Origin of the sequence: Muricoccus nepalensis (genome assembly GCF_006438825.1) — a bacterium.
Classification (GTDB): Bacteria; Pseudomonadota; Alphaproteobacteria; order Acetobacterales; family Acetobacteraceae; genus Roseomonas; species Roseomonas nepalensis.
This window is the reverse complement of record NZ_RCZP01000003.1, coordinates 132,102-159,093: the sequence shown is the minus strand read 5'-3', so window position 1 is coordinate 159,093 and position 26,992 is coordinate 132,102. Positions and strand designations below refer to the sequence as shown.

Annotated in this window: 22 protein-coding genes and 1 tRNA gene; 14 read left to right on the top strand and 9 right to left on the bottom strand. The window is 71.7% G+C overall.

Annotated features, from left to right (window positions below):
- Positions 1-10: 10 nt before the first annotated feature.
- Positions 11-2,926, bottom strand: coding sequence for an ATP-binding protein (locus tag EAH89_RS05245; RefSeq protein WP_140881742.1), 2,916 nt, complete (start codon positions 2,924-2,926; stop codon positions 11-13).
- A gap of 556 nt (positions 2,927-3,482) precedes the next feature.
- Here EAH89_RS05245 and EAH89_RS05240 point away from each other — a divergent pair.
- Positions 3,483-4,370 (top strand): LysR family transcriptional regulator, encoded by an 888-nt coding sequence (locus tag EAH89_RS05240; RefSeq protein WP_161993485.1) that lies wholly within the window; start codon positions 3,483-3,485, stop codon positions 4,368-4,370.
- A 180-nt stretch (positions 4,371-4,550) separates the two neighbouring features.
- Here EAH89_RS05240 and EAH89_RS05235 read toward each other — a convergent pair whose 3' ends face one another.
- Positions 4,551-5,048, bottom strand: coding sequence for a VOC family protein (locus EAH89_RS05235; RefSeq protein WP_140881740.1), 498 nt, complete (start codon positions 5,046-5,048; stop codon positions 4,551-4,553).
- A 224-nt stretch (positions 5,049-5,272) separates the two neighbouring features.
- The gene (locus EAH89_RS05230) at positions 5,273-6,250 is read right to left on the bottom strand and encodes a Bug family tripartite tricarboxylate transporter substrate binding protein (protein ID WP_161993484.1); all 978 of its coding nucleotides are present in this window, start codon (positions 6,248-6,250) and stop codon (positions 5,273-5,275) included.
- A gap of 157 nt (positions 6,251-6,407) precedes the next feature.
- Here EAH89_RS05230 and EAH89_RS05225 point away from each other — a divergent pair, with 157 nt between their 5' ends.
- Positions 6,408-7,655, top strand: a complete 1,248-nt coding sequence (locus EAH89_RS05225; RefSeq protein WP_140881738.1) for a LysR family transcriptional regulator — start codon at positions 6,408-6,410, stop codon at positions 7,653-7,655.
- Entirely contained in the window at positions 7,580-7,984 is a 405-nt protein-coding gene (locus EAH89_RS05220) for a lipocalin-like domain-containing protein (protein ID WP_161993483.1), read from the top strand. Before EAH89_RS05225 ends, EAH89_RS05220 begins: the two co-directional genes overlap by 76 nt.
- A gap of 108 nt (positions 7,985-8,092) precedes the next feature.
- Here EAH89_RS05220 and EAH89_RS05215 read toward each other — a convergent pair whose 3' ends face one another.
- The gene (locus EAH89_RS05215) at positions 8,093-9,958 is read right to left on the bottom strand and encodes a glycoside hydrolase family 2 protein (protein ID WP_140881736.1); all 1,866 of its coding nucleotides are present in this window, start codon (positions 9,956-9,958) and stop codon (positions 8,093-8,095) included.
- Positions 9,959-10,335: 377 nt separating this feature from the next.
- Here EAH89_RS05215 and EAH89_RS05210 point away from each other — a divergent pair, with 377 nt between their 5' ends.
- Positions 10,336-11,184 (top strand): creatininase family protein, encoded by an 849-nt coding sequence (locus EAH89_RS05210; RefSeq protein ID WP_140881735.1) that lies wholly within the window; start codon positions 10,336-10,338, stop codon positions 11,182-11,184.
- Between the two features lie 41 nt (positions 11,185-11,225).
- Here EAH89_RS05210 and EAH89_RS05205 read toward each other — a convergent pair whose 3' ends face one another.
- The 3 genes from EAH89_RS05205 to EAH89_RS05195 all read right to left on the bottom strand — a co-directional run bounded on the left by EAH89_RS05205 (position 11,226) and on the right by EAH89_RS05195 (position 14,272).
- Positions 11,226-12,242 (bottom strand): Bug family tripartite tricarboxylate transporter substrate binding protein, encoded by a 1,017-nt coding sequence (locus EAH89_RS05205; RefSeq protein WP_140881734.1) that lies wholly within the window; start codon positions 12,240-12,242, stop codon positions 11,226-11,228.
- Positions 12,243-12,527: 285 nt separating this feature from the next.
- Positions 12,528-13,226, bottom strand: a complete 699-nt coding sequence (locus tag EAH89_RS05200) for an RlmE family RNA methyltransferase (protein WP_140881733.1) — start codon at positions 13,224-13,226, stop codon at positions 12,528-12,530.
- A 32-nt stretch (positions 13,227-13,258) separates the two neighbouring features.
- Positions 13,259-14,272, bottom strand: a complete 1,014-nt coding sequence (locus EAH89_RS05195) for a Ppx/GppA phosphatase family protein (protein ID WP_241666869.1) — start codon at positions 14,270-14,272, stop codon at positions 13,259-13,261.
- Positions 14,273-14,524: 252 nt separating this feature from the next.
- On the opposite strand from EAH89_RS05195, the gene EAH89_RS05190 reads away from it, so the two are divergent.
- The 10 genes from EAH89_RS05190 (at position 14,525) to EAH89_RS05145 (ending at position 26,020) form a co-directional block, all read left to right on the top strand.
- A tRNA-Gln gene (locus tag EAH89_RS05190) sits at positions 14,525-14,598 on the top strand.
- A 684-nt stretch (positions 14,599-15,282) separates the two neighbouring features.
- Complete coding sequence (guaB, locus tag EAH89_RS05185) at positions 15,283-16,779, top strand: IMP dehydrogenase (protein ID WP_140881731.1); 1,497 nt, start codon at positions 15,283-15,285, stop codon at positions 16,777-16,779.
- A complete protein-coding gene (locus EAH89_RS05180) occupies positions 16,776-17,450 on the top strand; it encodes a haloacid dehalogenase type II (protein ID WP_140881730.1) in 675 nt (224 codons plus the stop codon). Before guaB ends, EAH89_RS05180 begins: the two co-directional genes overlap by 4 nt.
- Positions 17,447-18,754, top strand: a complete 1,308-nt coding sequence (locus tag EAH89_RS05175; protein WP_140881729.1) for an RsmB/NOP family class I SAM-dependent RNA methyltransferase — start codon at positions 17,447-17,449, stop codon at positions 18,752-18,754. Before EAH89_RS05180 ends, EAH89_RS05175 begins: the two co-directional genes overlap by 4 nt.
- Positions 18,755-18,788: 34 nt before the next feature.
- Complete coding sequence (locus EAH89_RS05170) at positions 18,789-19,364, top strand: GNAT family N-acetyltransferase (protein ID WP_140881728.1); 576 nt, start codon at positions 18,789-18,791, stop codon at positions 19,362-19,364.
- A 30-nt stretch (positions 19,365-19,394) separates the two neighbouring features.
- Positions 19,395-20,990, top strand: coding sequence for a glutamine-hydrolyzing GMP synthase (gene guaA / locus EAH89_RS05165; protein WP_140881727.1), 1,596 nt, complete (start codon positions 19,395-19,397; stop codon positions 20,988-20,990).
- Positions 20,991-21,170: 180 nt separating this feature from the next.
- Entirely contained in the window at positions 21,171-22,190 is a 1,020-nt protein-coding gene (locus tag EAH89_RS05160) for an amino acid ABC transporter substrate-binding protein (protein ID WP_140881726.1), read from the top strand.
- 319 nt (positions 22,191-22,509) lie between these two features.
- Positions 22,510-24,360, top strand: a complete 1,851-nt coding sequence (locus EAH89_RS05155) for a ribonucleoside-diphosphate reductase subunit alpha (protein ID WP_140881725.1) — start codon at positions 22,510-22,512, stop codon at positions 24,358-24,360.
- Positions 24,361-24,522: 162 nt separating this feature from the next.
- Positions 24,523-25,587 (top strand): ribonucleotide-diphosphate reductase subunit beta, encoded by a 1,065-nt coding sequence (locus tag EAH89_RS05150; RefSeq protein WP_140881724.1) that lies wholly within the window; start codon positions 24,523-24,525, stop codon positions 25,585-25,587.
- Between the two features lie 163 nt (positions 25,588-25,750).
- The gene (locus EAH89_RS05145; RefSeq protein WP_140881723.1) at positions 25,751-26,020 is read left to right on the top strand and encodes a hypothetical protein; all 270 of its coding nucleotides are present in this window, start codon (positions 25,751-25,753) and stop codon (positions 26,018-26,020) included.
- Here EAH89_RS05145 and EAH89_RS05140 read toward each other — a convergent pair.
- Positions 26,017-26,769 carry a tRNA1(Val) (adenine(37)-N6)-methyltransferase gene (locus tag EAH89_RS05140; protein WP_241666868.1) on the bottom strand — a complete coding sequence of 251 codons (753 nt, stop codon included), beginning with the start codon at positions 26,767-26,769 and terminating at the stop codon, positions 26,017-26,019. The genes EAH89_RS05145 and EAH89_RS05140 overlap by 4 nt on opposite strands.
- On the bottom strand, positions 26,754-26,972 hold the full coding sequence (locus EAH89_RS05135) for a putative signal transducing protein (RefSeq protein WP_338325519.1): 219 nt from the start codon (positions 26,970-26,972) through the stop codon (positions 26,754-26,756). The genes EAH89_RS05140 and EAH89_RS05135 overlap by 16 nt, the downstream gene beginning before the upstream one ends.
- Positions 26,973-26,992 lie beyond the last annotated feature (20 nt).

Sequence of the window (26,992 nt, the reverse complement as noted above, 5' to 3'; positions counted from 1 at the left end):
GCGCCGTGGTTCATTCCTCCTGGCCGGCGGGGAAGCGCGGGACCGGAGGGCCCGGGCGGGCGTCCCCGGCCCGGGCCAGGAGGCGACCGGCTTCGGCAAGGTCGCGCGTCGTGAAGCCCTCGGTAAAACGTCGGTAGACGGGAAGGAGCAGGGCCGTCGCGGCGGCCGACCGCCCTTGGTCGATGGCGTGGGCCGCCAGGTCGTTCGCGGCCCGCAGCTCGAAGGCAGTGGCGCCCATGGATCGGGCCTCCTCGATCGCGTCGCGGAGAAGGGTGTCGGCGCGTCGGTGCTGCCCGCGGCCCCGATGGATGGCGGCCTCGATCCGCCGCAGTTCGGGTCGGCACCACCACTGGTCCTGCCGGTCCTGCTGCCGGAAGGCCTCCTCGAGGGTGGCCTTGGCCTCGTCCAACCGCTGCCGGCGGGCGAGCGCCTCGGCCAGGACGCTGAGCGACAGTCCGATGCGCGCGCCGTAGCCGGACTGCAGCAGGTCCCGGACCGCCGCCCTTAAAGCGTCGATCGCCCCGGCTTCGTCCCGCATCTCCGCCAGGGCCGCCGCGTGGAAGCGCTCCACCGGAACCCAGATGGCGAGGTGCTCTACCTCGAGGTTCTCGCGCAGCCTCGCCGTGTCGCGCCCGAGCGCCGCCGCATCCCCGCGGCACAGTGCCACGGGCAGCGCGGCCAGGCCGAGCGCGTTGGACTGCGACACGAGGTGGCCCAGGGTGCCGGCCGCCTCGACGGCCGCTCGCGCGGTGGATGCCGCCCGGTCGGGGCTGCCTGTCAGCCACAGGACCAGGGACCGGTAGCTGCCGATGCCGATGGAGCGATCAACCTGAAAGCCCGCCATGCGCGAGCGCCGGTCGGGCAGCGCGTGCGCCGCCGCCAGCCGGTCGAGGATTTCCCGGCTCCCGAGCAGATCGCCACGATAGGCCTTGGCCAGGGCCAGGGCGCGCTCGCCCTCCGGCAGGACCGAGGGGTTCCCCATGGTGGCGGACAGCGCCCTGAACTCCTCCAGGCGGGTGAGTCCCTGGCGGATGCGCCCGGTCTGGATCAGGTAGAGCGCGAGGGCCGCGAGCGCCCGGAGATGCTGGCCGGCCTGTCGCGCGCGCTCCGCGGCCTGAAGCGCGACGAGCCAGGCGTCCTCGACCTCGTGCATCGGCCTGGCCTCGTAGACCATGACCCAGGCCCGAAAGTCGGCGAGCTTGGCCAGGGCCAGCCCGTCGCAGGGCGCGGCCCGCGCGTGGCCGAGCGCCGCGTCGGTCCAGCGGCGGGCTTCCGCCAGGGCCGAGAGCTCGAACCAGAGGGGGAGCGCCGCCGCCGCGAGACGAACCCCGAGGCCGGGCTCCTTCCCCGCGTCCAGGGCCCAGGACAGCGCGGCGCGAAGGTCGGGCAGCCGGTCCCTGTGACGCGCCACCCATTCACCGCTCTCGCGCCAGCTCCATTCGCGCTCGGACTGCTCGAACAGGGCGAGCACCCGGCGCAGGTGGGACCGCTGGATCAGGGCATCCTGCGGGTCCCGCCGGCGCCGCTCGCCCGCGTAGAGCCGCGTGGTGTGCAGCAGCCGGAAGCGGAGCCCCGCCGGCCCCGTCAGCGTCGTCAGCGTCGTCAGCAGCGACTTGGCGAGGAGGCTGCCGAGGCAGCGGGCCACGGCCGCCGCGTCCAGGCCGGTGGCGGCGGCCACGGCCACGGCGTCCTCCTGGTCGAAGCTGTCGGGAAAGACGGAGACAAGCCGAAACTGGGCCGCCTCCTCGCGGGACAGCAGCCCGTAGCTCCAGTCCATGGTGGCCTGCAGCGTTCGCTGGCGGGAGTGCACCGCGCCGTCCGAGTGGCGGAGAACGGTGAGCTGGGTGTCGAGCGTGTCGCTCAGGCGGTCCGGCCCCTGGACGCCCAGTTGCGCGGCGGCCAGCTCGAGCGCGAGCGGAAGCCCGTCCAGCGTCCGGCAGATCCGCGCGATGACGGCGCAGTCCTCCTCCACGAAGCGATAGCCTGTCAGGTCCGCCGCGCGGCCGACCAGCATCTCGACGGCCGGGAACCTCAGCGCTTGGCGCAAGTCCGGCGCCTCGCCCCCGGCCGGGTAGCGAAGCGGCTCGACGGTGAACGCTCTCTCCGAGAGGGCGCCGAGCGGAAACCGGCTGGTGGCCACCAGGCGCGAGGCGCCGCGTCCGGCGAGGAACTTGGCGGCGAAGATGGCCACCGCGGGCTGCAGATGCTCGCAGTTGTCGAGCAGCAGCAGCGTGGGCGCCGCGCGGAGCTGCTGGAGGACCTTCGCGAGGGCGTCGGCCGGGTTGCCCGGCAATCCCAGCGCCTGGAGCAGCACCGCCGGAAGCGAGACCGGATCGTCGACGGGCGACAGATCGACAAAGTGCACGCCCCCCGGGTAGGACGGGCCGATGGCGTGCGCCACCTCGATGGCCAGCGCCGTCTTCCCCACGCCGCCTGGCCCGACGATCGTGACCCCTCTTTCATCGTCGAGCAGCCGCCGAAGGGCGGAGGCCTCCTGCGCGCGGCCGATGATGCGGTGCGAGCGGGGCAGCGCGCTCAGGGCAGGAAGCGGCGTGGCAAGGCGATGGGGAAGGGCGGGCGCGCCGCCGGCCGTGACGGGCGCGACGAACCGGTAGCCGCGCCGGGCCACGGTGGCGACGAAGCGCGGCGCCTCGGGATAGTCGCCGAGGGCACGGCGCAGGCTCGCGACGGTCACCTTCAGGTTGCCGTCGTGAACGTGCAGCCGAGGCCAGACCGCGGCGATCAGCTCCTCACTGGTCACCAGCTCGCCCGGGCGCTCGACCATCACCCGCAGAAGCTCGAAGGCCCGCCCGCCAAGGCGGACGGGGTGGCCCTCGGCGAGCAGCAACTGGCGACGCGGCAGCAGCAGGAAAGGGCCGAAGGCGAAGGATGCCTCCTGGTCGGATCCGCGCAGCGGGATGTCCATGAGATGCCCCGCCCTAGCCGGCGGCGCTGGTCGCGGCGCCTGGCCGAGCGGCTGTCTGGGCGCGCCGCGTGGGCATGGGACGCGGCGGCGCGGGCGTTCCGGCCTCGGCGTGGGGCGCGGCGCCACCCTGCCCGTCAGTCCGCATGCGCACCGGAGGCCCGCACCCGCGGCGCCCCCCTTCCAAGTCGCTCGAGACATCGGAACGGTAGCACTTTGGACACTGAATCGCGGTGTTGATGCCGGCCGTCGTGCCTTGGACGGCGAGGGTGGTCTTTGACGGCTCTGCCCCTTGGCGTTCCTTCAGGCTGCGGCGGCCGCGCAGCAACTCCGCTCCTCGCGTTGCCAGGGTGCTCAGCTCCGCCGTGTTCTCGTTCCAGAGGCAAAGGCCGATGAAGGCTTCGTTGATGTCGGCGCCTACACAAGAGCTCATGGGGTGACTTCCGTCTCAAGCCGCGCGGTCAATGCCGCGGCACGAGAGCAGTAGCCGGCGCCCGCTGGACCGTGCCACGTCAGACGCGTGCAAGGGTCATAACCGTCGGTTATGCTCCCTTCCGCCATGAACGCTCGTCAGATCGAAATCTTCCATGCCGTGATGCGGATGCGGAGCGTGACCGGCGCCGCCGCGTTCCTCGGGGTTTCGCAACCGGCCGTGAGCAAGGCCCTGCGGCTGGCAGAACGCCAGACAGGCTTCCGGTTGTTCCACACGGTCAAAGGGCGGCTGTTGCCGACGCCGGAGGCGCAACGCCTGCTACCGGACGCCGAGCGCATCGTGAACGAGGTCGCCGCCTTCGCCCGCCTGACGGGCGAGGTCCGGTCCGGCGGGGCTGGACTGGTGCGCGTCGCTGCGTCCTCGTCGCTGTCCATCACGCTGGTGCCCAGGGCAGTCGCCGCCTTCGAGCGGCGGCATCCGATGGTGCGCATGGCGTCCCACCTGCTCCCCGCCCGCGAGACCGCGGATGCGGTGCTTTCCGGCCAAGCCGACCTGGGCCTCTGCTTGTCGCCGGTTCCAAAGCCGGGCCTGGCCGTGCGAACGCTGCCTGGCCCGCGAATGATCCTCATCGCGCCGGAAGGCCACCCGGTGCTGCGCCGCCGCGTCGTGCAGCCGGCCGACGTCGCGCCTCATCCTCTCGTGTCCTATGGATCGGACACCTACTTCGGGCAGGTTCTGGATCAGGCCTTCGCGTCAGCGGGGTTTTCGCGCGACGTTGCACTCCAGATCACGATGAGCATGTCGGCGGTGTGCCATGTTCTCGCCGGCGCGGGGGTCGCGATCGTCGACGGCTTCATCCGGCATATCGGCCTGCCAGGGGTGGGCTGGCGGCCGTTTGCCCCTTCGATCATGCTGCCGGTGACGTTGATGACACCGGACGGCCGCGCGCTCCCGCAGCTCGCCACGGCCTTTATCCAGACACTGATGGCTGAGCTTGAGGAGATGGCGGCGTAAGCTCAAGCCGAGCCCGCATCGCGGGGGATGAGCAACGGCCCATCGCTCCATTTCTGCCCTGACGGCCTGTCGTCGGTCAGTAATGGAGCGCCCCCTACGCACAGGCCCGCTCTTCCGAAGCGTTGTCGAGCAGAACGCCGCCCCGTGTTGTCCAGCGACCGAGAAGGCTGAATCGTCGCCCTATTTGCCGCGGTTCGCGTACATCAACTCGGTGGAATGGCTGTAGACCTCGATCAGATTGCCCCAAGGATCCTCGCAGTAGACGGCCTTGAACGCCTCGCCCTCGAAGAGCGTCCACACGTCAGACCGCTGCTTCCCGCCCGCGTCGGCGATCCGCTTGGCGAGGGCCTCGATCTCCGGGTCAACGAGGCAGAAGTGAAACACGCCGGTCTTCCAGTACGCGAAGTTGTTCTCCGCTGGTTCGGACCGTGGCGTGACGAACTGGAACAACTCGATCCCGACACCGTTCGCGGTCGCCAGGTGGCAAACATAGCCTTCCTGGAAGCGCTCCCCGAAGATGCCTCGGAAGACCTTCCACATCTGGCTCCCATCATCCGTGATGTGGAGCGGCCCGATGATGTGCCGGCAGCATAGCACCTTTGCATACCATGCCGTCGCTGCTTCGATGTCCGTGACCGTGAGGCCGACATGCGTGACCGGAAGCGGGTGGTACTCCACAGAACTCTCCTGAGTGACCTTGCCACGATCGCTTACCAACACCTCCCTGGCCGCCGGCGTAAATTGCGGTAAATCCCGAACGTGCGGCGAGGCGCCAGGCTCTCCAGGAAGGGAAGGTGGCTCGGGTGCGAGGATTCGCCGCTGAGCCGCGCGCCGCGGCTGGCCCCGCGCGGCGTCCCTCCCCAAGCGTGCGCCGTGGGGCGACGGCTAGGCTCGGGCGAGCATCAATTCACCCTCACGCTGGCCGTGCGCACGACCCGCCCCCACTTCTCGCCCTCGTGGGCGAGGAGCGCGGCGAGGTCGGCCGATGGGCCGGGCATCGGCGTTGCGCCGAGATCGGCGAAGCGCGCGAGCACCCCGGGATCGGCGAGGGCGGCGTTGATCGCCTCGTTCAGGCGCTCGACGATCGCCACGGGCGTGCCCCGCGGCGCGCCGATGCCGTACCAGGAGCTCGCCTCGTAGCCGGGCAGGGTGTCGGCCAGCACCGGCGTGTCCGGCAGGGCGTCGGCCCGCGCTGCCGTCGTGACGGCGAGGGCGCGCAGGCCTCCCGCGCGGACGTGGCCGATAGCGGACGGCACCGCGTCGAACATCACCTGGGCGGCCCCGCCGCCGAGCAGGTCCGTCAGCGCCGGCCCCGATCCCCGGTAGGGCACGTGCAGCAGGTCGACGCCGGCCATCATCTTGAACAGCTCGCCCGCCACGTGCTGCGGCGTGCCGTTGCCCGCCGAGGCCATCGCGAGCGGCCGGGGCGCCGACCTTGCGTGGGCGATGAACGCCGGGACCGTGGCGGCGGGAACGGAGGGGTGCACCAGCATCACGAGCGGCACCCGCACCAGCCCCGCGACGGGCGCGATGTCGCGGGCGAAGTCGAAGGGCAGGCGCTCGTAGAGGGCGGCGTTGATGACGTTCACCGGGCCGCAGAGGAGAAGCGCGTGCCCGTCGGGCGCGGCCTTCGCCACCGCCTCCGTGGCGAGGTTGCCGCCGGCGCCCGGGCGGTTCTCGACGAGGACCGGCTGGCCGAGCCGCGGCGCGAGCGCGGCGCCGAGGATGCGCGCCACGATGTCCATCGGGCCGCCGGGAGCGAAGCCGGTGACCAGGCGCACGGGACGGGACGGGTAGGCCTCGGCACGAGCGGCGCGGCGGAGCGAGAGGGCGCAGGCGACGGTTGCACCCGTGAGGACGGTACGACGGAGCAGCGTCATCGTGTCTCTTCTCCTGTTCCCCAGCGCCTTCTGTTCCATGGGGTTGGCAATGGTAGCCGGGCCGGGGCGCCGGACAGGCCCGACGCCCTCGATAGCGCCGGCGAAGCAGACGGGCCACAATCGGTCCGCCCCGAAACCCATACACGCCGGGTATGCCATGGAGCTGCGCCACCTCCGCTACTTCGTCGCCGTTGCCGAGGAGGGGCACATCACGCGGGCGGCCGAGCGCCTGGGCATCCAGCAGCCGCCGCTCAGCCACCAGATCCGGGCGCTCGAGCGCGAGCTCGGGGCCGCGCTGTTCCGGCGGCTGCCACGGGGCGTCGAGCTGACCGAGGCGGGCCGCGCCTTCCTCGGCCACGCGCGGGCGTGCCTCGCGCGCGCGGCGGAGGGCGTCGAGGCGGCGAAGCGCGCGGCCCGGGGGGAGCAAGGGCACCTGCGGCTCTCGGTCCCGCCGACGGCGCCCTTCCACCCCTTCGTGCCGACGGTGATCCGCGCCTTCCGCGACGCCTATCCCCTCGTCTCGCTCGCGATGGAGGAGAGCCTGCGGACGGAGACGCTGGAGCGGCTCCGCGGCGGGCAGGTGGACGTGGCCTTCCTCCGCGCCTCCATCGCCGCGCCGGAGGGCCTTGCCGTGCACCCGCTGCGCGAGGAGCCGATGGTCGCCGCGCTGCCGAGCGGGCATGCGCTGGCGCGGGACGACGGCCGCGCGGTCCCGGTCCGCGCCCTCGCGGAGGAGACGTTCATCGCCTACGCCCGCGACACCGGGCCGGCCCTCTACGAGGCCATGGTGGCGGCCTGCCTGCGGGCGGGCTTCGTCCCCCGCCTCGGCCAGGAGGCGCCGCGGATCACCACCGCGCTGAGCCTCGTGGCCACGGGCTTCGGCGTGACCCTCGTGCCGGCCTCAATGCAGCGCATGGCGCTCGAGGGCGTGACCTACCGGGAGCTGGAAGGCGCCGACGGGCCGCGCGCCTTCCTCGGCATCATGGCGCGGCGCGACGATCCCTCGGCCGCGGTCCGGCACTTCGTCGCCCTGGTCCGGCGCGCGGCGCGGGGACGACGACGCGCCGCACGGGGCTGCCCAGGCCTGAGACGGGGTCCTCCGGCGGACGCGCCTTGTTCCGATGGACGTGCGGTGGGCTTCCGCGACAGGGTTGCGACGGACGCGGGGAGGGCCCGCGCGGTTTCAACCCCGTCCAGGTCATGGAGGACCAGATGCTGCGCCGGAACGCACTTGGTCTTTCGCTGGCGGCGCTGCTCGCCCTATTGGGCGGAGGCGCGCCGGCCCTCGCGCAGGGTGGGCCGATCACGGAGGGTATCGTCGGCACCTGGGTGCTCGTCTCGGTCGTCAGCCAGGCGGACGACGGCACGCGGGGCGAGCCGTTCGGGCCCGGCCCGAAGGGGGTGATGATCTTCACCCGTGACGGCCATTTCAGCCTTTTCCAGTCCCGGGCGGAGCTACCCCGTCTCGCGGCCAGCGACCGGGCGCGGGCCACGCCCGAGGAAGCAATGACGGTCGTGCGGGACTCCATCGCCTACTACGGCACCTACGCGGTGGACGAGACGAACCGTTCCCTGTCCATCACACTCGAGGGCAGCACCTACGCGAACCTGCTTGGGCCATCGCAGCGGCGGATCATCACCTCTCTCACCGTGAACGAGCTGCAGTTCAGCAACCCGCGCACGCCGAGTGGCATGACGCTTCAGACGTCCTGGCGCCGGGCGACCCCGCGTTAGGGGCGCGGCACGAGGCTTTTCCGAACGGGTCAGCTGGCCGTTTCGATCCGGAGCAGCAGTGCCAGGGTTGATGCCCGCCACCTCATCGAAGCGACCGCCGCCGCGGGGCTATTCCTCCGTCCGGCTCTTACGCCGCCGTTCGACCTCGTGCTGGAAGATGGCGTCCAGGATCTCGCTGGGGACGGACTTGGCCGGGCGGGAGTTGATCGCCCGGATGGTCGGGATGTCCAGCTTGGGCTTGCGCGCGGCGGTCAGCAGACCGTTGGTCTCCTGCTCGGTGTCGGTCAACTGCGTGTAGCAGAAGCCCGCGATCCCGGTGCTGTCCAGCAAGGCTCCAACCAGCGCCTCGTAGAGAACGAGCAGCTCCTGCGCGTCGTTCGTCGTGGCGTAGCCATGCCAGTTCTCCCCCGCGCCCGGCTTGATGCTAAGGCCTCCGAACTCGCTGACCACGACCGGCTGCTGCTCGAAGGTCTGGCCGTCCACGAGGAGGCGGTTATGCGCCGGGCGGATCGCCTCGAAGGTGCGCCGGAGCGCCTCGGCCGAGCCGTAGCGCTCGGTCAGCTTGACCGCATCCATGGCGTAGTCGTGCACGCCGAAGATGTCGCCGACGGCGTTCTGCCAGCCATCGTTGCCAATCACGGGGCGTGTCGTGTCCAGGGTCTTCGTCAGGTGGTACAACGCCCTCACGTAGGCACGCTGGGCCGGGTCGTGCTCCAGGTCCGGCACGCCCCAGCTCTCGTTCAACGGCACCCAGGTAATGATGCAAGGGTGGTTGAAGTCGCGCCGCACGGCCTCGGTCCACTCGCGGCACAGGCGCTCGGCGGCGCGTTCGTCGAACTGGAAGGCGTTGGCCGCCTCGCCCCAGACGAGCACGCCCAGGCGATCGCACCAGTAGAGGAACCGCGGGTCCTCGACCTTCTGGTGAATGCGCACGCCGTTGAAGCCAAGTTCCTTGACGAGCTCCACCTCCCGTTGGATGGCCTCGTCGCTCGGCGGCGCCAGGTGTGACTGGGGCCAGTAGTTCTGGGACAGGACGAGGCGCAGGAACAGGGGCGCGCCGTTCAGCAGCAGCCGGCCGTCCACCGCCTCGATGCGGCGCAGGCCGAAATAGCTCTCGACCTGGTCGAGGACGGAGCCGTCGGCCGCCAGCAACTCCATCGAGGCGTCGATCAGATGGGGATGGTGCGGCGCCCAGCACACCGCGGAGACCCGGTGCATGCGCCGTGGCAGGACCACTTCCCGGTCCAGGAGCGCCCCATCCAGCGCGTAGATGTCCTCCACCAGCGGCTGCCGGCGCAGGGACAGGCGGAGGCGGAGATGCGTCGCCTTGGCGGCGCGACCGCCCACCCGCAAGCGCATCCCGACGGCGAAGCGATCCGGATCGGCCGTCCACCGGACGGAATCGACGAAGGCTTCGCCCAAGGGTTCCAGCCAGACCGGCTGCCAGATGCCCGTGGTGCGGTGATACCAGATCTCCGCCGGCTCGAGCTCCCAGTACTGCTTCCCGCGCGGCTGGGTCAGGTCCAGCGGGTCGTCGTGGGCGCGCACGACGATGACCTGTTCGGTCCCGGGCGACAGCCAGGCGGTGATGTCGAGGGTGAAGGGGGTGTGCCCTCCCTCGTGGCGTCCGGCGAAATGGCCGTTGATCCAGACCTGGGCCTCGTAGTCCACGGCACCGAAGGTCAGGTGAAGTCGTGGCGTCCGCTCGGCCGTGGGGAGCTCGAACACGCGGCGGTACCAGACGACGGGATGGTAGCCTCGCTCCTGGATGCCGCTGGCCTGGGATTCCGGTGGAAAGGGAACGAGGATTTCCCGGGCGAAGACATCGGTGCGTCCTGGCCATCCCTCCTGGATGCCGCGATCCTCGTCGTCGAAGGCAAAGCCCCAAGGGCCCCGGAGATCGGTCCACCCGGGCCGCCGGAACTGCGCTTGAGGGTGCTCGGCCACTGCCTGATCGACGATTGCGTCCAGCATGGAAGACCTTACGAACAAGAAGGCTCATGGATAAGTCACGAGAGGCGCCAGCGCCGAGGGAGGATCCGCCGGAACGGACGTGGTTGCCGCCTGGCGTCAACGCGGCAGCGGGTGCACCACGCTCGTCCGTGCTCGGCGGAGGGCGTACTCGCGTCCGACAAGGATGGAAAGACCCTCAGGCAGCCCGCCACCGAACCAGCCAACCACGCGCGGCTCCCTGTCGCAACGGGTGGTTGATGGTCGATACACAGGAGTTCTGAGGATCCGCACAGCGGGGCACGGGCCGACACGGCCGCGTCGGTGACACGCGCCTCGCGCTCCTCTTCCGGCCTTCAACGGATCCCGGCATCGTCGAGGGGAGGAACACGGAGAGAGCCATGCCGCGGACAGCGAGCGTCTGGATGCACGAGATGTCGTGGAACGAGGTGGACGAGCACCTGCGCCGCGACGACGTCGCCCTCGTGCCGATCGGGGCGACGGAGCAGCACGGGCATTTCGCGCCGATGCTGCTCGACACCGGCTGGGCGATCGTCGTCGCCGAGGAGACCGCCCGCCGCTCCGGCTGCCTCGTGACGCCGCCGCTGCACTTCGGCTGGTCGAGCGGGCACATGGCCTATCCCGGCGCGATCGGGCTGCGGGCGGAGACGCTGACCGCCGTCGCGACCGACATCGCCCACTCCCTCCTGCACTCGGGCTTCAAGCGGGTCGTCTTCGTCAACGGCAACCGGGTTGCGAACCTGCCGCCGCTGGAGATCGCGGCGGTGAAGCTTCGCGTGGCCACGGGGGCGGCGGTCGCCGTGGCGGATTGCGGCCTCCTGGCGCGGGAGGCGGTGGCGGCGCTCTGCGAGGGCGCGCCGGGCACCATCGGGCACGCGGGAGAGACCGAGATCTCCATGGTCATGGCCTACTGGCCCCAGTTCACCGACCTCGCGAAGGCGCCGGGCGGCTTCGTGCCCGCCCCGGTTCCCGATCTGGCCAGCCCGCCCCGGCGCGGGCACGGCTCGCTGGACCGGCGGCTGGACGGGGACAGCGTCTTCCTGCCGCACACGCCCGAGGAGTTCCGCGCGCGCACCGAGGCGCGCCAGGGGGTGGACGGCGACGACTCCCTCGCGAGCGCCGAGAAAGGTCGCGCCATGGTGGCGGCCATCGCCGGCCGGCTGGCGGGCTTCGTCGAGGAGTTGCGCGGCATGCCGGTGACCGTGCGCGGCACCGGCCCGGTCGCCTGAGGGGAGGGGCCGAGGCCTTCTCCGCGCCCCGCTTGCCGGCGCTACTGCCGCTCGATCTTCGCCTCCGCCACGACGCGGTTCCAGAGCGCAATGTCGCCGAGCAGCCGGGCCTGCAGGGCGTCCGGCGCGCCCGCGCTGGGCTGCAGCCCCATCTCGAGAAGCCGTGCGCGGATCTCCGGCTCGGCCACCACCTGGTTGATGGCGGCGTTGAGGCGGGCCACGATCTCCGGCGGCGTCCGCGCGGGCGCCTGGACCCCGTTCCAGGAGCCCGCGAGGTAACCCGGCAATCCAGCCTCCTCGGCCGTCGGCACGTCCGGCAGGCCGGGGAAGCGCGCGGCGGAGGAGATCGCCAGCGCCCGCATCCGCGCCCCGGGCCCGAGCTGCCCGACCACGGGGGGCAGGGTCTCGAAGGCGAGCTGCACCTCCCCCGCCGCCACGGCGTTCAGCAGGTCCGGGGTGCTGCGGTAGGTGACCGTCACCGTCTCGATGCCCGACATCACCCGGAACAGCTCGGCCGAGAGGTGCTGCGCGGTGCCGACGCCGATGGAGGCGATGTTGACGGAACCGGGCCGCGCCCGGGCCGCGGCGATCACGTCGGTCAGGTTGCGGTAGGGCGCGTTCGGCCCGGTCAGCAGGACGTGGCCGAAGGTGGAGATCAGCCCGACCGGCGCGAAGTCGCGCTCCGTGTCGAAGGGGAGGGTCCTGTAGAAGGCGACCGCGGTCGAGGAGGTGCTCGTGACGAGCAGCAGCGTGTGGCCGTCCGGCGCGCTGCGCGCGACGGCCTCCGCCGCGACGATGCCGCCGGCGCTCGGGCGGTTCTCGATCAACACCGGCTGTCCAAGAAGGGCCTGCAGGCGCGGTGCCATGAGGCGGGCGGTGATGTCGCCGGCGCCACCGGGCGCGAAGCCGAGGATCCAGCGGATGGGGCGGCTCGGCCAGTTCGAGGCGGGGGCCGGAGCCGGTGCCGGAGCCTGGGCCAGGGCGGGTCCGGCGGCGAGGCCTGCCGCGGCACCCAGGATGCTGCGGCGCCCGGGTGCGTTCGGTGTGTCACCTGTCATGGCCGTGTCCTCCGCTTCGTCGTTGTGGCGGACGCTAGCACGCGGGGTGGCGACCCATTCAACGGCGGGTGTTTGTGAGCCGCCAGGGCGGTCTGCTGTTCCTATCAACGGGGCGCGGGCAAAACCAAGCACCTGGCTTCAGCAACTCTCCCTCAGGCCAGCGCCCGGCGTCGTGCTCACCCCGGACGATGCGGAGGGCGAGGCGGAAGGGCAGGGGGCGGAGGCAACCGCCACCGCCCGACCCGCGCCGCCACCGTCCTGTGGCGCACCACAGCGTCCGTAGACCTAGCGATTGCGTGCCGAGGCCCCGCCGCGGAAGCCCTGGGCGACGACGTACATCTCCGAGCTGTCCTTGCGGCTGGCCGGCGGCTTGGCGTGGCGGACGCTCGCGTAGTCCTGCTTCAGCCCGGTGAGCAGCTCGCGCTCCGTGCCGCCCTGGAAGACCTTGGCGACGAAGGCACCGCCGGGGGCCAGCACCCGCCGGGCGAAGTCCGCCGCCAGATCCACGAGGGCGAGGATGCGGAGGTGGTCGGTGGCGTTATGCCCGGTGGTGTTCGGGGCGATGTCCGACATCACGAGGTCCGCCTGCCCGGCCAGGGCGTCGAGCACGGCGCGCTCCGTCGCCTCCTCCTGGAAGTCGCCCTGCAGGGTGATGGCCCCGGTGATCGGCTCCATCGGCAGGATGTCGAGGGCCACCACTTTGCCCCGGTCCCCGATGCGGCGCAGCGCCACCTGCGTCCAGCCGCCGGGTGCGGCGCCGAGGTCGACGATGCGCTGGGTGGGATGGAAGAGCTTGAAGCGCTCGTCCAGCTCCAGGATCTTGAAGGCGGCGCGGGACCGCCAGCCGGCAGCCTTGGCGGCCTTCACATAGGGGTCGTTCAGCTGCCGCTCGAGCCACTTCTGGCTGGCGGTGGTGCGGCCCTTGGCGGTGCGCAGCCGCGTGGTGGTGCTGCGCTGGCCGCCCGGCCCATGGGGTTCGGTCACGAGGGATTCCTTGAGGGGCGGCGCGGGCCCGGTCAGCCGCCGCGCCGGTTGCGACGGCGGGCCCGCATGGCCCGGAGAAGCAGGCCTTCGCGGAGGCCGCGGTCGCAGACGGTGATGCGGGCCGCGGGCCAGACCTGCCGGATGGCCGCGTAGATGGCGCAGCCGGGAAGGACGAAATCAACCCTCTCCGGCCCGATGCAGGGATGCGCGGCCAGCCCCGCCCGGCCCATGAGGCGAAGCGTCTCCAGCGCCTTGTCGGCGCAGCCCATCTCGAGCTCGTGCCCGTCGACGGCCGCGCGGCTGTAGCGGGGAAGGTCGAGGGCGATGCCGGCGAGGGTGGTGACGGTGCCGGAGGTGCCCATCAGCCGCACGCCGCCGGCGCGCATTTCCTGGCGGATGCGGTGCACCCCGTCGAAGGCCTCGAACTTCGCCGCGACCTCCTGCACCACCCGGTCGAAGCCCTCCTCGGAGAAGCAGGCCGCCCCGTCCCGCTCCATCAGCGTCACGACGCCGAGGGGGATGGAGATGGTGCCGATGAGGCGCGGCGCCTCCGGCCCGTCGGTGCGGACCCAGGCGACCTCGGTCGACCCGCCGCCGATGTCGAAGAGCAGCGCCCGACGGTCCTCCTCGCGCAGAAGAGGGGCGCAGGACTCCATCGCGAGCTCCGCCTCCTCCCGCGCCGGGATGACGCGGATTGGGGCGCCGAGCGCGCGCTCGGCCCGGCGCATGAAGCCGGGGCCGTTGCTGGCCCGCCGGCAGGCCTCGGTGGCGACGGCGTTCACGACCTGGACCGGGCGGCGAGCAAGCTTCTGGCCGCAGGCCTCCAGCGCCGCCTCCGCCCGGTTCATCGCGGCGTCGGACAGCGCGCCGGTCGCGCTGAGCCCCTCGCCGAGGCGGATGATGCGGCTGAAGCTGTCCAGCACCCGGAACCCCCCGGGCCCGGACGGGCTGGCCACGAGGAGGCGGCAGTTGTTCGTGCCGAGATCGAGCGCGGCGTAGAGCGGCGCGCCCGCGGAAGCCTGCGGCGGGCTGGCGATCGGCGACACCGGGGGAGCCTCCCCCCGCCTGCCGCCCGGCGGATCAGGGGCGTTCCGGGTTTGCATGGTACTGGATTTGCTATCCTCCACCCATAAATAGGACGGAGCAAGGCCGGATTCCACGGGCCGGCGGTGGCGGGGGGCCGTGAGCCGGAGGGGGTCTTCCGCTCGCACGATGGCTCACGCTCCTTGGCGCAGGCGAAAGGCCTGACGGGCTTGCGCGGCGGGCGGGGCAAGGCTATAGGGCCGGGCGCCTGCCGTTGGGGAATAGTTTAACGGTAGAACTCCCGACTCTGACTCGGGCAGTCTTGGTTCGAATCCAGGTTCCCCAGCCACGCTCTCCGCAGCCACCGACGATGCAGCCTTCCTCGCGCGGGACAGCCACGCGAGGCTCGGCCTGCTTGCTGCGTTCCTAAGATGTCTCCCATCACGCGAAGCCAAGGCATTGGCCAGCACCGCCGCCGGTCGCTGGGCCGGGCGCGGGCTGAGGTCATGCCGAGCCCTGCTGAGCGCCGCTGCCGAGAGGCCAACCATCGGGCGGCGCCGGTGGGCGAGATGCTGCGAGATGCTTCGGAGGGGGCGTCGAGCGTGGCCGGTGCAAAGGAGAGGGACGCCGGGCTGATCCTCGGAGGATGACTGTAGGGAGGCCGTGAAACGGGACCTAGCAAAGGCTGCCGCAACGCTCGCCGGGCAGGCCGGTCCATGCACACTCGTTGGAACAGGGTGGCCCTGGTGCGGCTGCCGGGATTTAGCTGTTGCAGACGTTCAGATGGTGCTGGCCCTGACCGACGGCCTGCCCGCCGGGTCATCCTGGCTGCCAGGCCGCCCCCGTTCCCTTGCCCCGGTGAACGTCCGCAAAACCCCGGTGAGGGGACTCGCACCCGGGGCGGCGCCACCCCCGTCCGGGCCGGGGATCAGCGTCTCGCCAGCGTCATGCGCCCGGCCTTGCGGCGCAACCCCCTCAGCGCGTAGGAGGGATCGCCAAGGCAGCGCCGCCCCGTCCCGAGAGGCCCCCGCCAATGGCACCCGATAGCACCCCGCCCCGTTTCCTCGCGCGCTTCGAGGAGGCCTACGCCTTCGACGACGTGCTGCTCGTGCCCGCCTACTCGAAGGTGCTGCCGGGCGGGACCGACACGCGGACCCGGATCACCCGGGAGATCGCCCTCAACATCCCCCTCGTCGCCGCCGCGATGGACACCGTCACCGAGGGGCCCATGGCCATCGCCATGGCCCAGCACGGCGGCATCGGGGTCATCCACAAGAACCTCGGCATCGACGAGCAGGCCGCCCAGGTCCGCCGGGTGAAGAAGTTCGAGAGCGGGATGGTGGTGAACCCCGTCACCATCCACCCCGACCAGACCCTGGCCGATGTTCGGGCGCTGCAGGACCAGTACAAGATCAGCGGCATTCCGGTGGTGGAGCCCGAGACCGGCCGCCTGGTCGGCATCGTCACCTCCCGCGACGTGCGCTTCGCGACCGACCCCGCCCAGCGCGTCTACGAGCTCATGACGCGCGAGCACCTCGTCACCGTCCCCGCCGACGTGACCCCCGAGCGCGCCCGTGCCCTGCTGCACAAGCACCGGATCGAGAAGCTGCTGGTCGTGGACGAGCGCGGGCGCTGCGTCGGCCTCGTGACCGTCAAGGACATGGACAAGGCCCAGGCCAACCCGAACGCGGTGAAGGACGGGCTCGGGCGGCTGCGGGTCGCCGCCGCCACCGGCACGGGCGACGACGGCCGGGCGCGGGCCGAGGCGCTGGTCGCGGCCGAGGTGGACATCATCGTGGTCGACACCGCCCACGGCCATTCCGCGGGCGTGCTGAAGTCGGTGGAGATCATCAAGCGCCTCTCCAACTCCGTCCAGATCATCGCCGGCAACGTCGCGACCCCCGAAGCCGTGGAGGCCCTCATCGAGGCCGGGGCGGACGGGGTGAAGATCGGCATCGGCCCCGGCTCCATCTGCACCACCCGCATCGTGGCGGGCGTGGGCGTGCCCCAGCTCACCGCGGTCATGGAATGCGCGGCGGCCGCGCGGGAGAAGGACGTGCCGGCCATCGCGGACGGCGGCATCCGCACCTCCGGCGACATCGCCAAGGCCATCGCGGCCGGCGCGGACTGCGTGATGATGGGCAGCCTCTTCGCCGGCACGGACGAGGCGCCGGGCGAGGTGTTCCTCTACCAGGGCCGCTCCTACAAGTCGTACCGCGGCATGGGCAGCCTCGGCGCCATGGCCCGCGGCTCGGCCGACCGCTACTTCCAGGCGGACGTTCAGGACAGCCTCAAGCTCGTGCCCGAGGGGATCGAGGGGCGCATCGGCTACAAGGGGCCGGTCGGCAACGTCATCCACCAGCTCGTCGGCGGGCTCCGCTCGGCCATGGGCTACACGGGCAACGCCACCATCGGCGAGATGCAGTCCAACTGCCGCTTCCGCCGCATCACCGGCGCGGGCCTGCGGGAGAGCCACGTCCACGACGTCGCCATCACCCGGGAGGCGCCGAACTACCGGCAGGAGGGATGACGGCCCAGCCGCGCGCCGCCGTCTTCGACGCCTACGGCACGCTGCTCGACATCCACTCCGCGGTCGGGCGCCACGCGGCGCGGCTGGGGGAGGGGGCCGCCGCGGTCTCCGCCCTTTGGCGTGCGAAGCAGCTCGAGGCGACCTGGATCCTCAGCGCCACCGGCGACTACGAGGACTTCGCGGTCCTCACCGCCCGCGCCCTGGACCACACGCTCGCCGCCCACGGCCTCCGGGACGCGGCGCTGCGGGCCGACCTCCTCGCCGCCTACCGCGCCCTCGACGCCTTCCCCGACGCGCTCGCGGCCCTCGACCGGCTGCGGGAGGCCGGCATCCCCGCGGCGATCCTCTCGAACGGCGAGCCCGGAATGCTCGCGGCGGCCGTCGCCTCCGCCGGCCTCGCGCCCCGGCTGGACGCGGTCCTCTCCGTCCACCCGCTCCGCCGCTACAAGCCGCATCCTGAGGTCTATGCCCTGGCCACAGGGCATTTCGGCGCGCCGCCGCACGAGGTCGCCTTCGTTTCCTCCAACGCCTGGGACGCCTACGGCGCGGCCCGCTTCGGCTTCCGCGCGGCCTGGGTGAACCGGGCCGGCGGCCCCGTCGAGTACGGGCTGGACGAGACCGCGACCATCCTTCCCAGCCTTGCCTCCCTTCCGGACCACCTCATCCCTTGACCCCGCTCGCCCGCATCTCCGCCGCCATCGCCCTGCTGGACGCGCTGGAATCCGCCCCCCGCCGGCCCGCCGACGCGGTCGCCAACGACTTCTTCCGCGCCCGCCGCTTCATTGGCGGCGGCGACCGCCGCGCCGTCGCAGACCGCGCCTGGGGCGTGGTGCGGGAGCGCGCCCGGCTCGACTGGCACCTCGATCATGTCGGCGCCGCCCCCACGGGGCGCCTCCTCATGGCCGCGCACATGATCCTCGCCGAGGGCGGCAGCCTGGCCGGCGTGGAGGCGGCCTTCACCGGCGGGCAGTACGCCGAGCGCCCGCTGACCCCCGAGGAGCGCCGGTTCCTCGCGAAGCTCGAGGGCCGGCCGCTGCACCACCCCCGCATGGACGAGGCCACGCGGCTCAACGTGCCGGACTGGGCGCTGGAGGGGCTCCGCGCCCGCTTCGGGGAGGCGCTGCCCGCGGCGGCGGCGGGGCTGGAGGGCACGGCGCCGCTCGACCTCCGGGTGAACCTCCTCCGCACCACGCGCGAGGCCGCGGCGGCGGCCCTGGCGGCGGAGGGCATTCCCACGGCGCCGACGCCCTTCTCCCCCTGGGGCCTCCGCGTTGCCGACCGCCGCCCGGTCCTCGCCACGCGGGCCTTCGAGGAGGGCATGGTCGAGATCCAGGACGAGGGCAGCCAGCTCATCGCCCTCCTCGCCGACGCCCGGCCGGGGATGAAGGTCGCCGACTACTGCGCGGGGGCCGCGGGCAAGACGCTGGCCATGGCCGCGACCATGGGCAACCGGGGCCGTATCGCGGCGCTGGACGTCTCCGTCCCTCGCCTCGCCGGCGCGACGAAGCGTCTCCGCCGGGCCGGGGTGGACAACGCGGAGACGCACCTCTTGGAGGCCGGGGACCGCTGGGTGAAGCGCCGCGCCGCCACCTTCGACCGCGTCCTCGTCGACGCGCCCTGCACGGGCACCGGCACCTGGCGACGCAACCCGGACGCGAGGCTCCGCACGAGCCCTCGCGACCTCGAGGAGCTGATCACGAAGCAGCGCGCCATCCTCGATCGGGCCGCCTCCTTGGTGCGCCCCGGCGGAAAGCTGATCTACGCTACCTGCTCGGTGCTTCCCGGGGAGGACGACGAGCAGGTGAGGGGCTTCCTGGACAGCCACGCCGACTTCGCGGCGCTGCCCCTGGCCGAGGCCTGGGCGGAGGCGGGCATGGCGGGCTCCCCCCCGGGGGAGGGCCCCTACATGGCGCTCGCGCCCCACAGCCACGGCACGGACGGCTTCTTCGCCGCCGTGCTGCAACGCCGTCCCTAGGCCGCAACGCGCCGGCCATGATCGGGAGAGGGGGATGATCCAGATCAGGCGCGCCCGGCCCGACGACGCCGCGGCCATCGGCGCCATCCACCGCGTGACCTGGCAGGACAGCTACCCCGGCATCCTGCCGGACGCCTACCTCGCGGGCCTCGACCAGCGGCGGATCGGGGCCGGCTACCTTCGCTCCATGCTCCGCCGCGGCGGGGGGGAGGCGACCTTCGTCGCCTGCAGCCCCGACGGAACGGCGGTCGGCTTCGCCACCGCCGGGCGCGCGCGGCGCCTGGGCATCGCCGACGGCGAGATCGAGACGCTCTATATCCTCCCGGACTGGCAGGACCAGGGCATCGGCCGGCGCCTGATGCGGGCGGCCGCGGCGCACCTGTCGGTCATCGGCTGCGGCTCCGCGATGCTGTGGGTCCTCTCGGCCAACGGCGCCGGTTGGTTCTACCGACGTCTCGGAGGGCGCCTCGTCGGGCGCGAGAGCATCTCGGTCGGCGGCCGCCCGGTGGAGCAGACCGCCGTGCTCTGGAACCCGATCGACCTCCTCATGGAGGCCACCGCCGCGTATCGCGGGGGCCCCTGCCCGGGCGAGGGCCAAGGGAAGGGTTGAAGCGGCGGCCATTCTGTGGTGATGGCCGCCATGCCCGACACGACCTCCGAGCCCACGGCCCTTCTCCCTGGCAGCGAGCGCCACCAGCGCCTGCTCATCCTCGACTTCGGCAGCCAGGTGACCCAGCTCATCGCGCGCCGCCTGCGCGAGGACGGCGTCTACTGCGAGGTCTGGCCCTACACGGCCGACGAGGCCCGCATCCGCGCCTTCGACCCCCAGGGCATCATCCTCTCCGGCGGCCCGGCCAGCGTGACGCACGGCGAGAGCCCGCGCCCGGCGCCGGCGATTTTCGGCATGGGCCTGCCGATCATGGGCATCTGCTACGGCCAGCAGACGCTGGCCACCCAGCTCGGGGGGCGGGTCGAGACGGGCGACCACCGCGAGTTCGGCCGCGCCTTCGTCGACGTGACCGGCGAGTGCGCGATCACCCAGGGCGTCTGGTCCCCCGGCGCGCGCGAGCAGGTCTGGATGAGCCACGGCGACCGCATCACGGAGCTGCCGCCGGGCTTCCGCGTCGTCGCCCGCAGCGAGGGCGCGCCCTTCGCCGTCATCGCCGACGACGCCCGGCGCTTCTACGGCACGATGTTCCACCCGGAGGTGGTCCACACCCCGCACGGCGCCCAGCTCCTCCGCAACTTCTCCCGCCTCGTCTGCGGGGCGCGCGGCGACTGGACGATGGGCGCCTTCCGCGCCGAGGAGATCGCCCGGATCCGCGCGAAGGTCGGCGGCGGCCGCGTCGTCTGCGGCCTCTCGGGCGGCGTCGATTCCTCCGTCGCCGCCGTGCTCCTGCACGAGGCCATCGGCGACCAGCTCACCTGCATCTTCGTCGACCACGGCCTGCTGCGGGGCGGCGAGGCGGAGCAGGTGGTCTCGACCTTCCGCGACCGCTTCAACATCAAGCTCGTCCACCGCGACGCCTCGGACCTCTTCCTCGGCGCGCTGGCGGGCGTGACGGACCCCGAGCTGAAGCGCAAGACCATCGGGCGGCTGTTCATCGAGGTCTTCGAGGAGGAGCAGGCGAAGATCGGCGGCGCCGACTTCCTCGCCCAGGGCACCCTCTACCCCGACGTGATCGAGAGCGTCTCCGCGACCGGCGGCCCCTCCGTCACCATCAAGTCCCACCACAACGTGGGCGGCCTGCCCGAGGGCATGCGCATGCGCCTGGTGGAGCCGCTGCGCGAGCTGTTCAAGGACGAGGTCCGGGCGCTCGGCCGGGAGCTCGGCGTGCCCGAGGCGATCGTCGGGCGCCACCCCTTCCCGGGGCCGGGCCTGGCCATCCGCATCCCCGGCGAGGTGACGCCCGAGCGCGTCGCCATCCTGCAGAAGGCCGACGCTATCTTCCTCGAGGAGATCCGCGCCGCCGGCCTCTACGACGCGATCTGGCAGGCCTTCGTCGTGTTGCTGCCCGTCCGCACCGTCGGCGTCATGGGGGACGGGCGCACCTACGAGCAGGCTTGCGCCCTGCGCGCCGTGACCGGCGTCGACGGCATGACGGCCGACGTCTACCCCTTCGACGTCGCCTTCCTCAGCCGGGTCGCGAATCGGATCGTGAACGAGGTGCGCGGCATCAACCGCGTGACCTACGACGTCACGAGCAAGCCGCCCGGGACGATCGAGTGGGAGTAGGGCGGGGCGCGGCCGCCCAAGCGGGCGCCAGGCTGCCCAAGCCCGCGGCAGCGCGGCGCCTCGCGCGCTGAAATCCGCGCCCGGCCCGCTCTTGCGGGCCCCGCGCCAGCCAGGGAAGCTTCGCCGTCGAACCCGCAACCGGCAAGGAAGCCCGGGCGGTTCCTCGCGGAGGTTTCCAGGATGCGTCTCGCCACTCTTGCCGCCGGGCTTCTCGCCGCCGCGGCCTCGGCCCTTCCGGCCCTGGCCCAACAACCCGCCGACACCGTCGCCGCCATCCGCGCGCGCGGGATGCTCACCTGCGGCGTCGCGCCGTCGACCGCCGGCTTCTCGATTCCCGACAGCCGCGGCGAGTGGCGCGGGATCGACGTCGATTCCTGCCGCGCCGTTGCCGCCGCCGTTCTGGGCGATGCAACGAAGGTGCGCTTCATCCCCGCCAGCACGCAGCAGCGCTTCACCATGCTGCAGTCCGGCGAGATCGACCTTCTCGTCCGCTCCACGACCTGGACGCTCGGGCGCGAGGCGGCGCTCGGCCTCGCCTTCGCCGGCGTGAACTTCTACGACGGCCAGGGATTCATGGTGAAGCGCGCCTCGGGCGTGACCACCGCCCGCGCGCTCGACGGCGCGACGGTCTGCGTGCAGCCGGGCACCACGACCGAGCTGAACATGGCCGACTACTTCCGCGCCAACCGCATCCGCTTCACGCCCGTCATCATCGACAACATCGAGGAGCTGCGCGCCGCCTTCATCGCCGGGCGCTGCGACGTCTACACCAACGACGCCTCCTCCCTCGCCTCCTTCCGCGCAAGCCAGGGGCCGAACGCCGAGCAGTACCTCCTCCTGCCCGAGATCATCTCGAAGGAGCCGCTCGGCCCCGTCGTGCGGAAGGGCGACTGGAAGTTCTTCGACGTCGTGCGCTGGAGCCACTTCGCCATGGTCAACGCCGAGGAGATGGGCATCAACAGCACCAACCTCGCGACCTTCAACGACAGCGGGAACCCGGACGTGCAGCGCTTCATGGGGCGGAGCGGCGACCTCGGGAAGCAGCTCGGCCTGAACAACGACTTCGCGGTGCAGATCGTCCGCCAGGTGGGGAACTTCAGCGAGGTGTGGGAGCGCAACATCACGCCGATCGGCATCCCGCGGGGGATCAACAGCCTCTGGACGCAGGGCGGCCTGCAATACGCGCCGCCGATGCGCTGACGCCGCGGCCGCACCGGGCGGCGCAAGGGCCGGGGAGCGCGCCTCCCCGGCCCTTTTTCATGCGCCGCGGGCTGTGGATTGCGGGGATCACGGGGACGGCCCGTCTCACAAAAATTTTTCTGCCGCGCGAAACGATGAACATCGTCTTACGACTCGCTGAAATTGCGCGAGTCGTATCCCCGCAACCCCCGGACCGTGTCCTCGTTGCAACGGGAAACCCCCAGATATAGGGTTCGTTCTCTCCGCGAGGCCCGACATCTTGTGCGGGCCGCCCTACAGGAGGCATCCTCCGGCGCGGGGGAAATTAGGGGTTCGTTCGATGTTCGATGCCATCCAGCTCGAGGGCCACGGCCAGGTTCAGGTCGACCGCTCGCGCGACGACCTGCTCACCGCGTTCGGCAAGGCCACGCTGAGCGACCGCTACCTGTTGCCGGGCGAGTCCTACCAGGACCTCTTTGCCCGCGTGGCCAGCGCCTATGGCGACGACGCCGCGCACGCGCAACGCATCTACGACTACATCTCGCGACTCTGGTTCATGCCGGCGACGCCCGTTCTGTCGAACGGCGGCACGAAGCGCGGTCTGCCGATCTCGTGCTTCCTGAACGAGGCCGACGACAGTCTCGACGCCATCGTGGGGCTGTGGAACGAGAACGTGGCGCTCGCCTCCAAGGGCGGCGGCATCGGCTCCTACTGGGGCAACCTGCGCTCCATCGGCGAGAAGGTCGGGCTGAACGGCAAGACCTCGGGCGTGGTGCCCTTCATCCGCGTGATGGACAGCCTGACGCTCGCCATCTCCCAGGGCTCGCTCCGCCGCGGCTCGGCCGCCGTTTATCTCCCGATCTCGCATCCCGAGGTCGAGGAGTTCGTCGAGATCCGCCGCCCGACAGGGGGCGACCCGAACCGGAAGGCGCTCAACCTCCACCACGGCATCCTCGTCTCCGACGCCTTCATGCGCGCGGTCGAGGCCGACGAGGAGTGGGCCTTCACCAGCCCGAAGGACGGCGCCCTCGTGCGCAAGGTGTCGGCGCGCGCGCTCTGGATCCGCATCCTGACCGCGCGGATCGAGACGGGCGAGCCCTACCTCATCTTCGCCGACCACGTGAACCGCGCGCGCCCCGAGCACCACAAGCTCGCCGGGCTTGAGGTGAAGACTTCCAACCTCTGCTCCGAGATCACGCTGCCGACGGGGCGGGACCACCACGGGCGCGACCGCACGGCGGTCTGCTGCCTCTCCTCGCTCAACTGCGAGACCTGGTTCGAGTGGAAGGACGAGCCGCGCTTCATCCCGGACGTGATGCGCTTCCTCGACAACGTGCTGCAGTCCTTCATCGAGACCGCGCCCGACACCATGGCGAAGGCGAAGTACAGCGCCATGCGCGAGCGCTCGGTCGGGCTCGGCGTGATGGGCTTCCACTCCTTCCTACAGGCGCAGAGCGTGCCCTTCGAGAGCGTGATCGCGAAGGTCTGGAACATGAAGATGTTCCGGCACATCCGCGCCCAGGCCGACGCCGCCTCGCGCGAGCTCGCCGCCGAGCGCGGTCCCTGCCCGGATGCCGCCGAGTACGGCATCATGGAGCGCTTCTCGAACAAGATGGCGATCGCGCCGACGGCGAGCATCAGCATCATCTGCGGCGGCGCGAGCCCCGGGATCGAGCCGATCGCGGCCAATGTCTACAACCACAAGACGCTCTCGGGCTCCTACATCGTCCGCAACCCCTATCTCCAGAAGGTCCTGGCGAAGCACGGGCGCGACGACGAGGAGACCTGGACCTCGATCACCGTGAACAAGGGCTCGGTGCAGAACCTCGACTTCCTGACGCAGCAGGAGAGGGACGTCTTCAAGACGGCCTTCGAGCTCGACCAGCGCTGGGTGATCGAGCACGCGGCCGACCGCACGCCCTATATCTGCCAGGCGCAGTCGCTGAACGTCTTCCTGCCCGCCAACATCCACAAGCGGGACCTTCACCAGATCCACTACCAGGCCTGGAAGAAGGGCGTTAAGACGCTCTACTACTGCCGCAGCCTGTCGATCCAGCGCGCGGACACGATCAGCGAGAAGGTGGCGGTGCAGCCGAAGCTCGGCTATGCGGTGGACGCCGTGCTGCCGCTGCCCGTTGCCGCCGCCCCCGCCGAGAGCACCAACTACGAGGAATGCCTCGCCTGCCAATGAGGCCGCCGGGCTGATCCGGCACCGGCGGCGCCCGACGCCGCCGGAGGGATCGCCGCGCGTTCCGGCGCAATAGCCTTGGCCAGCGGCGGGCGCGATGCCCGCCGTGGCCCTTTCCCGACATCCTCACCGCCCTATCGGCTATCTTTCCGAGGAACCGCTCCCATGCCCGACGGCGCCATCTCCCGCGACGAGCTTCCCGTCCGCTTCGACCTGCTGACCGCCAACCCCGTCTACAAGCCCTTCCGCTACCCCTGGGCCTACGACGCCTGGCTGACGCAGCAGCGCGTCCATTGGCTGCCCGAGGAGGTGCCGATGGCGGACGACGTGAAGGACTGGCAGCGCAACGTCACCCCGGCCGAGAAGAACCTGCTGACGCAGATCTTCCGCTTCTTCACCCAGGCCGACGTCGAGGTGAACAACTGCTACATGAAGCACTACTCCCAGGTCTTCAAGCCGACGGAAGTGCTGATGATGCTGTCTGCCTTCAGCAACATCGAGACGATCCACATCGCCGCCTACAGCCATCTCCTCGACACCATCGGGATGCCGGAGCTGGAGTACTCGGCCTTCCTCAAGTACAAGGAGATGAAGGACAAGTACGACTACATGCAGAACTTCTCGGTCGAGAATAAGACCGAGATCGCGAAGACGCTCGCCGCCTTCGGCGCGTTCACGGAGGGGCTGCAGCTCTTCGCCTCCTTCGCCATCCTCATGAACTTCCCGCGCCACAACAAGATGAAGGGGATGGGCCAGATCGTCTCCTGGTCCGTGCGCGATGAGACGCTCCACTGCCTCTCGGTCATCCGCCTTTTCCGCACCTTCGTGCAGGAGAACCCGGAAATCTGGACGGAGGAGCTGCGGCGCGATCTCTACCACATCTGCGCGACCATCGTGGACCACGAGGACGCCTTCATCGACCTCGCCTTCAGCATGGGCGGCGTGGATGGGCTGAATGCCGCCGACACGAAGGAGTACATCCGCTTCATCGCCGACCGCCGGCTGCAGCAGCTCGGCCTCGACCCGCTCTACCACATCGAGAAGAACCCGCTTCCCTGGCTTGACGAGATGCTCAACGCCGTCGAGCACACGAACTTCTTCGAGAACCGCTCGACCGAGTACTCCCGCGCCTCGACCGAGGGCACCTGGGAGGAAGCCTTCGCCGACCAGACCTTTGGCTCCCCTCAGCCCGAGGGCGCGATCCTGCTTGGGGAAGACGCGCGCCGCTGACCCGGCCGGCCTGTCCTGCGGAACGGCGCCCGTTGCGAGAGCAACGGGCGCCGTCTCTCTGCCGGCCGATCACCTTCGGCGTGGCCTTCAACCTGGCTATGGCGGCCGGCGCTGGAGGTTTTTATCATACGGTCGCCGGAACGAGGGGAAGGTTCTTCAGCGCATGCCGGGGCAGGACACGGGCGAGGACGGGACCGAGGGGCGGGGCGCCCCGGTTCCCCGCTACACGCGGCGCCTGACCGACAAGATCCTCATCGCCTTCCACCAGGCCTGCGACCAGCGCGACTTCGAGGTAGCCGACCAACTGCTCGGGATCCTCGAGACCATGGTCGCCCGGCGGGAGGTCCATCCGGGCCAGAACCGGCGCAAGACGATCGAGAGCTTCGTGGCCGCGCACGAACGGCTCTGGCACCTCCGCCACCCCGAGGACTAGCCGGCCGCCCAGCCGAGGGCGGCGCCCCGCAGCACGGCGTCGGCCGCCGGGGTCCAGCCGGCCTCCCCGTGCAGCACGAGCCCCGGGAGGAGCCGGTTGGGCGCCCGGGGCGTCCGGGCCGCCCGGAGCAGCACCCGCTTGGCCGCCCGGCCCTGCCGCTGCCAGAGCGGCATCACCTCGGTGCCGCCGAGGCCCGCCCGGCGGAGCGCCACCAGCCCCTCCTCCAGCCGGGCCGCGGGCAGCACCATCGACGCCCGACCGCCCCGCCCGAGCGCGGCCGCGAGAAGGGAGGCCCAGGCGTCGAGCCCGAGATCCCCCGCGTGGGTCGCGCCGGCGCGCAGCCGGGCCGGGGGCCGGGATCCGCCGGACCAGTAGGGGGGGTTGCTGACCGCCGCCGCGCAGGGCGGCAGGCCTTCCCGGAGCGCTCCCTCCGCGACGTCGCCCTCGATCACCTCGACCCGGTCGGACCAGCCGTTCATCGCGGCGTTGCCGCGCGCCAGGGCGGCCAGTTCCGGGTCGCGCTCCACGGCGACGGCGCGGACCCCCGGGAGGCGCGCCAGGACGCAGAGGAAGACCGCGCCCGCCCCGCAGCCGGCGTCGAGCACCACCCCGCCGGCCGGGGCCTCGACGGAGGCCGCGAGCATCACGGCGTCCAGCCCCGCGCCCAGCCCTGTCGCCGGCTGGCGGAGCCGCACCCGCCCGCCGAGCAGCGCCTGGACGGGCCCGGCCCCGCTCAGCCCAGTCGCCACTCCCCGGCCTCGCGCAGCAGGGACTCGGCGGCGGCGGCCTCCTCCTCAGGGACGGCGAGGCGCTGCGGGAAGGCGCCGATCCGGCCCTCGACGGCGCTCATGTGGCTGTCCAGCAGGAGGGGGCGCAGGCCGCCGTCCCGCAGCAGGGCCTGGAGGAAGCCGAGCCGGATCGGGTCGCCCTCCGACAGCAGCACGCGGATCATCCCTCGCCCCCTTCGTATTC